This window comes from Mycobacterium sp. (assembly GCF_035640695.1).
Lineage (GTDB): Bacteria > Actinomycetota > Actinomycetes > Mycobacteriales > Mycobacteriaceae > Mycobacterium.
The window spans coordinates 1-12,090 of the sequence record NZ_DASQVQ010000005.1 but is presented as its reverse complement, the minus strand read 5'-3'; the positions used below and the strand labels follow the sequence as shown (position 1 = coordinate 12,090).

11 protein-coding genes and 1 pseudogene are annotated in these 12,090 nt (G+C 67.8%); 11 read left to right on the top strand and 1 reads right to left on the bottom strand.

All coding sequences use genetic code 11. The annotated features are described in order from the left end of the window. Positions 1-477: 477 nt before the first annotated feature. The 9 genes and pseudogenes from VE759_RS01285 (at position 478) to VE759_RS01245 (ending at position 9,242) form a co-directional block, all read left to right on the top strand. Positions 478-1,134 carry a class I SAM-dependent methyltransferase gene (locus VE759_RS01285; RefSeq protein ID WP_324927481.1) on the top strand — a complete coding sequence of 219 codons (657 nt, stop codon included), beginning with the start codon at positions 478-480 and terminating at the stop codon, positions 1,132-1,134. Then, positions 1,134-2,330 (top strand): annotated as a pseudogene (locus tag VE759_RS01280) (permease); the annotation flags it as partial. The gene VE759_RS01285 and the pseudogene VE759_RS01280, both read left to right, overlap by 1 nt. Positions 2,331-2,438: 108 nt before the next feature. Beyond that, entirely contained in the window at positions 2,439-3,572 is a 1,134-nt protein-coding gene (locus VE759_RS01275) for a CapA family protein (protein ID WP_324927480.1), read from the top strand. Positions 3,573-3,577: 5 nt separating this feature from the next. Beyond that, positions 3,578-4,201: a (2Fe-2S)-binding protein gene (locus VE759_RS01270; RefSeq protein ID WP_324927478.1), complete on the top strand. Its 624-nt coding sequence runs from the start codon at positions 3,578-3,580 to the stop codon at positions 4,199-4,201. Positions 4,202-4,203: 2 nt separating this feature from the next. Beyond that, positions 4,204-5,181 (top strand): xanthine dehydrogenase family protein subunit M, encoded by a 978-nt coding sequence (locus VE759_RS01265; RefSeq protein WP_324927476.1) that lies wholly within the window; start codon positions 4,204-4,206, stop codon positions 5,179-5,181. Beyond that, entirely contained in the window at positions 5,178-7,346 is a 2,169-nt protein-coding gene (locus tag VE759_RS01260; RefSeq protein WP_324927475.1) for a xanthine dehydrogenase family protein molybdopterin-binding subunit, read from the top strand. Before VE759_RS01265 ends, VE759_RS01260 begins: the two co-directional genes overlap by 4 nt. 43 nt (positions 7,347-7,389) lie before the next feature. Next, complete coding sequence (locus tag VE759_RS01255; RefSeq protein ID WP_324927473.1) at positions 7,390-7,797, top strand: TIGR03668 family PPOX class F420-dependent oxidoreductase; 408 nt, start codon at positions 7,390-7,392, stop codon at positions 7,795-7,797. Between the two features lie 50 nt (positions 7,798-7,847). Next, on the top strand, positions 7,848-8,153 hold the full coding sequence (locus VE759_RS01250; RefSeq protein ID WP_324927472.1) for a hypothetical protein: 306 nt from the start codon (positions 7,848-7,850) through the stop codon (positions 8,151-8,153). Between the two features lie 12 nt (positions 8,154-8,165). Beyond that, the gene (locus VE759_RS01245) at positions 8,166-9,242 is read left to right on the top strand and encodes a hypothetical protein (RefSeq protein WP_324927470.1); all 1,077 of its coding nucleotides are present in this window, start codon (positions 8,166-8,168) and stop codon (positions 9,240-9,242) included. A 7-nt stretch (positions 9,243-9,249) separates the two neighbouring features. Here the strand turns inward: VE759_RS01245 and VE759_RS01240 are convergent, their stop codons facing one another. Continuing rightward, positions 9,250-10,056 (bottom strand): HugZ family protein, encoded by an 807-nt coding sequence (locus VE759_RS01240; RefSeq protein ID WP_324927469.1) that lies wholly within the window; start codon positions 10,054-10,056, stop codon positions 9,250-9,252. 112 nt (positions 10,057-10,168) lie between these two features. Between VE759_RS01240 and purU the strand changes: the two genes are divergently transcribed. Together purU and VE759_RS01230 are read left to right on the top strand one after the other, a co-directional pair. After that, a complete protein-coding gene (purU, locus tag VE759_RS01235; RefSeq protein ID WP_324927467.1) occupies positions 10,169-11,044 on the top strand; it encodes a formyltetrahydrofolate deformylase in 876 nt (291 codons plus the stop codon). Positions 11,045-11,089: 45 nt separating this feature from the next. Beyond that, on the top strand, positions 11,090-12,090 hold a 1,001-nt coding region (locus VE759_RS01230; protein ID WP_324927466.1), incomplete at its 3' end, for a dihydrodipicolinate reductase.

Below are 12,090 nucleotides of genomic sequence, written 5' to 3'. Positions count from 1 at the left end.
ACCTCCGGAAGCCGCATGCCGGGTTGCCGCAGCGCCGCGCTGATCGCCGCCAGCGGGGTTGCGTCGCGAAACTGTGCGTCGTTGGCCCACAGATCCTTGATGCGCCGCGCGATCCGCGCTTCCCGGGTGGCCTCCCACGCGCCAATACCGTCGCTGCCAGATCCTGTGCGTGTCATCTGTCACCTCTCTTGTCGTCGATGCCCCTGGCGCCGTCAAGCCCGAAAGCCACGAAGGCCGCCAAATGGGGGACGTCAGCCCCGATCTGTAGATTGAACGTTCATCCTAGATAGAACATTCACTCTACGCGCGGACCGGCTCCACCGTCAAGCCGGCAAGCCGCCCGAGGACCTACGCGGTGGCCGAAGCGCTGACCAACGCCGCCAACGGGCCCTCGATACCGACCCTTGCGATATATACCCCACCCGGGTATACCAATCTGTACGCGAGATTCACCGGACGACATGGAAGGGGGCCGACATGGGACTGGCGCAGAAGCTTGTGATCGGACACCACCACGATCACGATTCGGGTGGGGTCATCACTCGTCCGCGCGCCTACGAACTGTTCGCCAACGCCTGGTTTTTCGGGCAGCGAGGGCGTGTGTTCGATCGGCTGGTGGCGGCATCGGGTGCTCGCCCCGGTGACAAGGTATTGGACATCGGCTGCGGTAGCGGGTACTTCTCCCGTCGGCTCTCAACGGTGGTGACTCCGGATGGCACGGTGGTCGGGATCGATCCGTCCCAACCGATGTTGGATTACGCCAGCGGCCACTGCCCGGCCAACTGCAGCTTCCAGGCCGCGGGCGCCGAAGCGCTACCTTTCGGCGACGCGTCGTTTGATCTGGCGGTGTCCAGTCTGGCGTTTCACCACATCCCGACCGAGCATCGTGCCGACGCGATGCGCGAAGCGTTTCGTGTGCTGCGGCCGGGCGGCCGGCTGCTGATCGCCGACGTTCGCCCGCCAACGATCCCGATCCTCAAGACGCTCATCAGCGGTGCGATCGGACATGCCATGGCACAGAACATCTCTCACGAGTTGCGCGAGCTGATCTCCGCCGCCGGCTTCACCGTCACCGGTAGCGGCGACGTGCCGCTGCTGCGCTACATCACCGCCCAACGACCCGCGGGGCAGTAGTGGGCCAGGTGCTCGGCGCGATCGGCCACGCTCTTGCCCTGGCCGGATCGATGACCTGGGAGATCCTGTGGGCGTTGATCCTCGGATTCGCACTGTCGGCGGTGGTGCAGGCGGTGGTGCGCAAGTCGACGATCGTGCGGCTGCTCGGCGACGACCGGCCCCGCACCCTGGCGCTCGCGGCCGGGTTGGGTGCCGCGTCCTCATCGTGCTCGTATGCGGCGGTGGCTTTGGCACGCTCGCTGTTCCGCAAGGGCGCCGACTTCACCGCCGCGATGGTCTTCGAGATCGGCTCCACCAACCTCGTCGTAGAGATGGGCATCATCCTGGCCCTGCTGATGGGCTGGCAGTTCACCGCCGCCGAATTCATCGGCGGCCCACTGATGATCGTGGTGTTGGCGCTGCTGTTTCGGCTCTTCGTCCGCTCCCGGCTCATCGACGCCGCGCGGGAGCAGGCCGATCGCGGCATCGCCGGCTCGATGGAGGGCCACGCCGCGATGGACATGTCCGTGCAAGGCCCCGGGTCGTTTTGGCGGCGACTCTGCTCCAAGCAGGGGTTCACCTCGGTATCGCACGTGTTCGTCATGGAATGGGCGGCAATCCTGCGCGACATCATCCTGGGGTTGCTGATCGCCGGCGCAATCGCGGCATGGGTACCCGAAGCGTTCTGGCGAAATTTCTTCATCACCGACCACCCGACCCTGTCGGCGCTGTGGGGACCGATCGTCGGACCGATCGTGTCGATGGTGTCGTTCGTCTGCTCGATCGGCAACGTGCCCCTTGCCGCGGTGCTGTGGAACGGCGGCATCAGCTTCGGCGGGGTCGTCGCGTTCATCTACGCCGACCTGCTGATCCTGCCGATCCTCAACATCTACCGCAAGTACTACGGCACCAAGATGATGCTGGTCCTGCTTGGCACCTTCTACGCATCGATGGTCGCGGCCGGCTATCTGGTCGAACTACTTTTCGGCGCAGCCGGTCTCACCCCGACTCACCGCCATGCGAAAGTGATGCACGCCGGGATCTCGTGGAACTACACCACCTGGCTTAACATCGCCTTCCTCGTGGTCGCGGCGGCGCTGATAGCACGATTCGTGACCACCGGCGGCGTGCCGATGCTGCGCATGATGGGCGGCGCGCCCGACCACCAGCCCGACCACCAGCACGACCAAGAGGCCCACGACGAACGGCAAGACCACCACCGCCAGCACGGTGGCGACGCCGGTGGGCTACCGGCCGGCCCGTCTGCTACCGCGCCGCGCGATGGCGGCAGCGCAATGTGATGACCGTCATGAACACTTGAGTGCGTGGCGGTGGACGGCCTGACCGTCTTTTTGTGCGGCGATGTGATGACCGGTCGCGGCATCGACCAAATACTTGCTCATCCCGGCGATCCCGCGTTGCACGAGCCGGTCGTCGACGACGCCCGCACCTACGTTGCGCTCGCCGAACAGGCCAACGGTCCGATCGCCAAACCGGTCGATCCCGGGTGGCCGTGGGGAGACGCCATCGCGGTGCTCGACGACGTCGCGCCTCAAATCCGGCTACTCAACCTGGAAACCGCCATCACACCCAATAGCGCTTTCGCGCCCGGCAAGGCAGTGCACTACCGGATGCACCCAGACAACGTCGCGTGCCTGACCGCCATCCGACCCGACGTCTGCGTGCTGGCCAACAACCACGTCCTCGACTTCGGGCAGGCCGGACTCACTGACACGCTGAGCACCCTCGGTCGCGCCGGAATCGCACATGCGGGCGCCGGGGAAACCGTCGAACAGGCCGAGCGCCCCGTCGCCGTTGACGTGCCCGGCGGTCGCGTCATCACGGTCGCCGCCGGCATGAAATCCAGTGGTATCCCGGGTGGTTGGGCCGCGACCGCCGACAGTCCCGGCATCGCGTTGGTACCCGACCTGTCCAAGCGGAGCGCCACCGGGCTCGCCGAGCGCGTGCTGTCGGGAAAACGGCCCGGCGATGTCACGGTCGTGTCCCTGCACTGGGGCGGCAACTGGGGATACCGGCCCGAGTCGGGCCAGCGCCGCTTCGCGCACCGCCTGATCGACGCCGGCGTCGACGTCGTGTACGGGCACTCTTCGCATCATCCGCGGCCGATCGAGGTGTACCGCGGGAAACTGATCCTGTACAGCTGCGGCGACATCGTCAACGACTACGAAGGCATCAGAAGTCATACCGAGTACCGAGACGAGCTGCGACTGCTGTATTTCGCCACGATCGACCACGATGACGGCGAGCTCATGGCCGTTCGGATGGCACCGATGCGGGCCCGCCGAATGCGGCTCGAGCGCGCGTCGCGTGCCGACGCCGCATGGCTGCGCTCCACGCTCGACCACGCGAGCAGGCGATTCGGCACCCGCGTCGACGCCGACGCCGACGGCATGCTGTGTGTCCGCCCTTCCCGCTCTCAGAAACGAGTTCTACAGTAGCCGTGATGGGTGAAGCTGGGCCGCCGCGGCAGGGTTCCATCGAGACCGCTGGAAAGTTCAATCGCCGAACTTTTGTCGGGGCATCAATCGCAGTGACCGGCGCGGCAGTGGCCAGCGGGCCGCTGCTGGCCGGATGCGCTGATACCGAGGCAGGGCAACAGCACGGCGCGAACGTCGTGCATTTGCGCATTAACGGCGAGGCCCGCGAGGTCGCAGTCGACAACCGCACTTCGCTGCTCGACATGCTGCGCGAGCGCGTCGGATTGACCGGCACCAAGAAGGGCTGCGACCAAGGCGCCTGCGGCGCATGCACGATCCTGGTGAACGGACAACGCATCAATTCCTGCCTGACGCTGGCCGTCATGCACGACGGCGCGGACATCGTCACGATCGAGGGCCTGGCCGACAACGGCCGCCTGCACCCGCTGCAGCAGGCCTTCATCGACGACGATGCGTTCCAGTGCGGCTATTGCACGTCGGGGCAGATCGTCTCCGGTGTCGGCTGCATCAAGGAGGGGCACGCCGGCTCTCCCGCCGAGATCCGGGAATGGATGAGCGGCAACATCTGCCGCTGCGGCGCGTACACCAACATCGTCACCGCGATCGCGAAGGCCGCGAAGGCCACATAGCCGTGTTGCCGTTCACCTTCACCAAGGCGGTCGACGAGAAGTCGGCTCTGGCGGCGGCGCGGCCGGGCGCCCGCTACATCGCCGGCGGCACCACGTTGGTCGACCTGATGCGCGAAACCGTCGAGCGGCCCAGCGTGGTCATCGACATCAATGCGCTTCCGTACCGGCAAATCGAGCTGGGGCCTACGAAGCTGAAAATCGGCTCTCTCGTGCGGATGTCCGAACTGGCGGCCCATCCCGGCGTGCGCACCGAGTTCCCAGTCATCGCACAGGCATTGGAGCACAGCGCATCGGCACAACTGCGCAACATGGCCTCCATCGGCGGCAATCTGCTGCAGCGACCACGCTGCCTGTACTTTCGTGACGTCTCGGCCGCATGCAACCGGCGCGATCCCGGCTCTGGCTGCTCGGCGATCAACGGCGTCAACCGTTCCCACGCCATTCTGGGCACCAGCGCCGGGTGTGTCGCGACACATCCGTCCGATCTCGCCGTGGCGCTGGTGGCGCTGGACGCGGTTGTCATCGCCCGCGACGCCACCGGGGAGCGGCAGATACCGGTCGCGCGGTTTTTCCGCCAGCCAGGGGACACCCCCGACCAGGAACATGACCTGCGGCCGGCAGAGTTGATCGTGGCGGTAGAGGTTCCCACCGGACCGGAGATGCGCCGGTCGGGTTACTTGAAAGTCCGCGACCGACAATCTTACGAGTTCGCCCTGGCGTCCGCGGCTGTCGCGATGGACATCGGCGGCGGGGCGGTCCGGGCGGCCCGCGTGGCGGTCGGCGGCGTCGCCACGGTTCCGTGGCGACTGCCCGCAGTCGAACAGGCACTCGTTGGCCGGCCCGTTGGCGACGGGCTGTTCAAGAGCGCATCAATGCGCGCCGCAGACGGTGCGAAACCGTTGTCCGGCAACGGCTTCAAGGTCGAACTCGTGAAACGCACCGTTGAGCGCGAACTCGCCACCGTGGCAGCCATGCGATGACTTATCCGATCCGCCAGACCGAAGCGTTGGTCGGGCAGCCGGTTGTCCGGGTCGACGGTCGGCTGAAGGTGACCGGTACCGCGAAATACGCCGCCGATAACCCGATGCCGAACCTCGTCTACGCGGTAACGGTCTGCAGCACGGTCGCCCGCGGAACCGTCGACCGCATCGATTCCGTCACCGCCCGCAAGCATCCGGGTGTGCTGCGGGTACTCACCGACTTCGGCGCCGTGAAGCTGCCGTTCGACGTGCGCCGGGTCGCGTTCTTCGGGCAGCCGGTCGCGGTCGTGCTGGCGTCCACGCTGGAGTCCGCCGCGCAGGGCGCTGCCCTCATCGAAGTGCATTACTCCGCTGCGCCGCAACTCACCGACATCGATGCGCAGCAGGCGGCCCGCCAGACTGCCCCCCACACGCCCGACTACGTCCGCGGTGACCCCGAGGCCGCGCTGCGGGCGGCGCAAGTGGTCACCGACCTCGACTACCGCATCGCCCGAAACAACCACAACCCGATGGAGCTGCCGTCGGTGATCGCCAGCTGGGACGGCGACCGCCTCACCGTCTGGGACAAGGTGCAAAGCATCAGCGGTTCGCAGTCGGCCTACGCCGACGCGCTGGGCATTCCCGTCGACAACGTGCGGGTGATCTCCCCGTTCGTCGGCGGCGCTTTCGGCAGCGCGGGCAGCACCTGGCCGCACCAGTTGCTCGCTGCGGCTGCGGCGCGGCAGCTGCGACGGCCCGTCAAGCTCGTGCTGACGCGCAAGCAGATGTACACCGCGATCGGATACCGGCCGACCAGCAGGCAGCGGGTCGCGATCGGCGCCGATCGGTCCGGCCGCATCGCCGCGATCGTGCACCAGGGACACACCGAAACCGCCCGCTACCAACTTTACGAGGACGCCATCTCCGGCCCGGCGAAGTACTTCTACAACGCCGCGAACATGCGCTCGACGTATCGTGTTGTGCCACTTGATGTCCACCTGCCGACCTACATGCGCGGCCCGGGCGCGACACCGGGCACATTCGCACTCGAATCCGCCATGGACGACCTGGCCGACCGGCTCGGGATGGATCCGATCGAGCTGCGGCTGCGCAACGAACCCGACCGGGATCTGACCACCGGAAAACCGTTCTCGACCCGCAGGCTGACCGAGTGCCTCGCCCGGGGCGCGGCGACCTTCGGCTGGTCGCGACGCGTTGCCACCCCGCGTTCGGTGCACGACGGGAACGACCTGATCGGCATCGGCATGGCGGCCGCCGGCTATCACACCGTCCGCAGCGAAGCCGCCGCTGTGGCGCGGCTGAATGCCGACGGCACCGCCGATGTGCGCAGCGGGACCAGCGACATGGGTCCGGGCACCTACACATCGATGACGCAGGTGGCCGCCGACGCGCTCGGACTGCCCGCGCAGCGGGTTCGGTTCGCGCTCGGCGACAGCCGCTTCCCGAAGGCTCCCTCGCATTCCGGGTCCAGGACCACGGCAAGCGTCGGTTCCGCGGTCTTCGGGGCCGCAAACATGCTGCGCGACAAGTTCATTCGTACCGCGGCCGTCGACCCGCAATCGCCGTTGAACGAATCGCGGCCGGACCAGGTGTCGGTGGCGGACGGCCGGATGTTCCGCGTCGACGATCCCGCCCGCGGCGAAACCTATCAGGAGCTGCTTCGCCGCCGCGGCTTGTCGAGTCTGGACGCCGAGCAGACCTATTCGCCCGACGACGCCGACAAACGGTTCTCGATGTACGCATACGGCGCGGTGTTCGCGGAGGTGGCGGTCGACGAATTGCTCGGCACCGTGCGCGTCCGGCGGCTGCACGGCTGCTACGACGCCGGCCGGGTCGTCAATCCGAAGCTGGCCACCAGCCAGGCCATCGGCGGCATGGTGGGCGGCATCGGGATGGCGCTGCTGGAGGGCACCCACCTCGACCACCGCGACGGCCGCGTGGTCAACGCGAACCTTGTCGACTACCTGGTCCCGGTCAATGCCGACGTGCCCGCGCTCGACGCGACCTTCCTCGACGGCGAAGACACCATCGCCGACCCGATCGGCGCGAAGGGCCTCGGCGAGCTGGTCATCGTCGGGGTGCCCGCGGCGATCGCCAATGCGGTGTTCAACGCGACCGGCAGGCGAGTCACCGATCTGCCGATCACATTGGACAAACTGTTGTGAGCAACAGCGACTCGTGAATCGGAGATCCTCCTAAGTTGAGGAGATGGACGAATCCGAGGCCAAAAGCCGCTTCGCGCAGGCGTCGGCCGCCGGTCTTGCCACCGTCTCGCGCGACGGCGTGCCGCATCTGGTGCCGGTGGTTTTCGCACTCCACGAGGACGTGGTCTACACCGCGGTCGATGCCAAGCGGAAGTCGACGCGACGGCTGCGGCGGTTAGCCAACATCGAAGCCAATCCGCAGGTCACCATGCTCGTCGACCACTACGAGGACGATTGGTCGCAGCTGTGGTGGGTGCGCGCGGACGGGGTCGCGCAAATTCATGAACGCGGCGAGGAGATGGCCACCGGCTATGCGTTGCTGCGCGACAAATACATTCAATATCAACGAGTTGCGTTGGACGGGCCGGTGGTCACGGTGAGCATCCGGCGATGGGCCTTCTGGCTGGCATGACGCCGTCGTCGCGGTCGGCATAGCGCTATTCTGAACCCGCGAGGCGCCAGATGAACCGGCAAGAATTGTTCGCCTCGATCGTGGCCGCGCGCCCCGGTCGCGATGACGTTGTGCGCCTCGAGCGCTGCGGCGACGACTACGACTGGCGAATGCTCGGCGGCGCGGTCACCGACACCACCCCGGTGGACCGACCGGCGCCCGAGGTGTGGATGTCGTTTTCCGCCGCCTGGCCGTTGGACGATCCGGAACGGCTGCGGGCATTCTTCGACGATCTGCTCGCCGAGCTGGAGTCGATGGCGGACCGCGCGGACCGGTGCCGATGGCCGATCGACGAGCCCTGGCCCCACTCTCACTGAGTCGGCGGCATCGTGGACTATCGGATCACTCCCGACGACCGCGCGAGGTTCAAGCGCTGCCGGCGGCAGTGGGACTTCGCGTCGCCGCACCGCCGCGACCTCGAGCCGGCCGAAATCCCGGCCGCGGCCATGTCGGCGTCGCTGAAGGATGCGCTCGCCGTCTACTACTACCCGGGCACGTGGGACTGGCAGCACGGCCTGAAGCAATCCCTGGTGCACAAGGCCCTCGAGCGGTCCCTCGGGGAGGCCGCCGGCACCGATGCGCTCGAAACCGGTAGGGCGTTGGTTGACTGCTACGACGCCTGGGCGAGCACCGTCGACGACTTCGCTCCGGTCAAGATCAATCACGACGTGGACGGGCTGGTGCCCGACCCACGCGACCCGGAGCGAGGGTTATCGACGCCCAACGGTTTTGCCGTGATCTACACGTGTCGGGTGGATCTGGTGGCGGTGGATTCCGCCGACGAGTACTGGGTGGTCCGTCACCAGGTGGTCGACGATTGGCAGCGCCTGGAATCGTTGATCCGCGACGAGGAGGCCGTGGCCGCGTGTTGGGCCTGGGAGCGGGACTACATGAGCATGGAGATCGCCGGGACGATCCACAACGAGGTGCGCGTCAACGGCCCCCTCGAGGTACCTTCCGGCGCACACCCGGCGACGACGGTCCACGCCGTCGCTCAGAACGAGCCGAGCGGCGGCGGCCGGTCGATCCCGCAGCACCGACGAGCCTCCGCGATTTCGCCGCCCGCCGGCCCCGGCGCCTCGGTCGACTCGATCGAGCAACGCGTCGCCGGCGTCTTGCGCCGAACCCGCATCCGCCGCGGCCGCGACGAGATCGCCGCGGTGGGCGCGGTCCTGAGCGCGGAGGCCGTCGACATGATCGACGCGCCGGCGGTGTATCCGACTCCCGCCGCGCACTGCTCGTCCTGTGAATTCAGCTCGCCCTGCCTGGCGCTGTTCCAGGGCGCCGACCCGGAGCCGCTGCTGTCCACGCATTTCCGCCGGCGACCCGCGGCGGCTCGGCCGGAGCCCAGGTTGGGTCAGTCGACGTGGGGTTTCGGCCGGGGAGCCGCGCCGCCGCCGTGGTGATCCGCGCTCACCCCGCTGAACCCCGACGCGCTCGGCGCGACAACTCCGCGGTCGCGGCGCGCAGCTCGTCGATCGAATCGATCGGTGACGCGTAGCCGACGCGGGCGTAGGCCACTCCGCGCACCGTGACGACCTTTAGGTCCAGGCCGTAGCGGTCGGCGCCGGTGCAGGTGGCCTCCGTCGTGTCCGGATAGCCGCCAAGAACTTTGGCCATCGCGCGCAGGGAATCGGCGTGGTCGGCGTTCAGCTGCGCGATCGCGGCGGCGGCGTGCGGTGCGACGGGGTCTGGCGCGGCGGCCAGGTACGCCTCCCCGCTGGCGGAGTCCATGCGACCGTATCCGCCGACCCAGCGCACCCGGCGCACGCGCAGCACCCACAGCGCGAAATCGCTGTAGTCGATGTAGAACCTGGCGGCCGGCACCCCTGCCGTGTGGGCGTCGCGCGCCGCGGCGAGCTCGTCGCCGACCGGCCGTTCGACCACGCCGGCCAGCGTGATGCGTGCGCTGGCGAGCGGATCGGGGCCGGTGGCCGGCCCGACGATCGCGATGCTGGCCCGGTGGTCGCCGGCGAGGTTGCGGCCGTGCTCGGCCATGTCCGAAACGCACAGCACCGGCGCGCCGTCGAGCAGACCGTAGGTGACCAACGACGCCCACGGATCGCCGTCGGCGGTCAGGCTGGCCAGTGTTCCGGTGTTGGTGCTCGCCGCGATCGTCCGCGCTTCCTCCGCGGCCGACGGGCGCCTGGGGTTCTCGGCCGGCGTGCGGGGCGGGGGCACCGACGGGGCACCGCCGGGGTCGCCGTGGTCGCGGGGCACGGTGCCCAGTTTTGCCGTTGACGCCGCGCCTGGGTACCCCGAAGTGTGATTAACGGGCGCCCCTACCGCAGCGGCGGCGTTAGTGTGAGCGCGGTGAGGAAGTGTGACAGGGATGCCGGCCGGACCTGACGTGGACAAGGACGTCGGCCGGCTGTTGTTGCGCTGCGCCGATCGGCACGGCCTGGTCGCGGCGGTGAGCTCATTCTTGGCCGAGGCCGGCGCCAACATCATCTCGCTGGACCAGCATTCCACCGAGCCAGAAGGTGGAATGTTCATGCAACGCACCATCTTTCACCTGCCCGGGTTGACCGCGGCGCGCGACGCCCTTGAGCGCGACTTCGGTGAGCGGGTGGCGGCGAAGTTCGACATGGATTTCCGGCTCACCGAAGCGGCCAAACCCAAACGGGTCGCGATCATGGCGTCGAAGGAAGACCACTGCCTGCTGGATCTGTTGTGGCGCAACCGGCGCGGTGAGCTCGACATGTCGGTGGTCATGGTGATCGCCAACCATCCCGACCTGGCTGAGCAGGTCCGCCCGTTCCGCGTGCCGTTCCTGCATGTGCCCGCCAGCAAGGACATTCGCGCCGAGGCCGAGCGGCGGCAGCTGGACCTGTTGCGCGGCAACGTCGACGTGGTGGTTCTCGCCCGTTACATGCAGGTGCTGACTCCGCAATTCCTGGCGGAGGTCGGCTGCCCGCTGATCAATATCCATCATTCGTTCCTGCCGGCGTTCATCGGTGCAGCGCCGTACCGGCGGGCCAAGGAGCGCGGCGTCAAACTGGTCGGCGCCACCGCGCATTACGTCACCGAGACCCTTGACGAGGGGCCGATCATCGAGCAGGACGTGGTTCGGGTGGACCACCGCCACAGCGTCGACGATCTGCGCCGGCTCGGCGCCGACGTCGAGCGCCTGGTGCTGTCGCGCGCGGTGCTCTGGCACTGCGAGGACCGCATCATCCGACACGGCAATCAGACCGTCGTCTTCTGAGGCGGGTCGTTTCGACGCTGGAATGCCGCCGTAAGCTAGCCGGCTATGCCACGCAACGCTGATCCCGTGCGCGTCTTCCAGGTAGCGACCGGCAACGTCGGATCCGAGATGTTGAGGCGGATCCGCAGACATCCCGACCTGGAATTGGTCGGCGTGCACTGCTACTCGCCCGGCAAGGTCGGCCGAGACGTCGGCGAACTCGTCGGGATGCCACCGATGGGCGTGTGGGCGACGGGCACCGTCGACGAAATCATCGCCGCTCACCCGGATTGCGTGACGTTCCACGGGGTGTGGCCGGACCTGGAGCTCTATGAGCGCGTGCTCGCCGCCGGCATCAACGTGGTGACCACCGCCGACTGGGTCACCGGACACCACCGCGACGCCAACCATCGCCACAACTCGGGGCGGCGCGAAAGCGAGGTGCTGCGGGCGGCCTGCGAGCGCGGCGGCTCGACGTTCTACGGCACCGGCATGAACCCCGGGCTGGCGCAGATCCTGACGATCGTGCACTCCACCGACGTCGCCGACATCGAGAACGTCACCTGCATCGAATCGGTCGACGTGTCCTGCCACCATTCCGCGCCGACATGGGCGAACTGCGGCTTCGGGCGCCCGGTCGATGACCCCGAGGTGCCGCGGCTGCTCGAGTTGGGCACCCGGGTATTCGAGGACGGCGTGCGGATGATGGCCGACTGCCTCGACGTCGAGCTCGACGAGGTGACCTTCCACCACGAGCTCGGCGCGTGCAAGAACGATGTCGACCTCGGCTGGTACCAACTGCCCGCCGGATCCGTCGGCGCCGCCGCCTTCCGATACGTCGGAACCGTCGCCGGCACCCCGCGCGTCGAGCTGCACCTCGAGTGGCAGATGACGCCGCAGACCGAACCGCACTGGGACGTCCAGGGCTGCTACATCACCAAGATCCAGGGCGATCCGTGCATCTACAGCAAGCACATGATCCTGCCCAGACAAGGCACCGACTTCGCATCGGTCGAGGCGTTTGCCGCGATCGGGATGACGGTCACCGGCATGCCCGCGCTCAACGC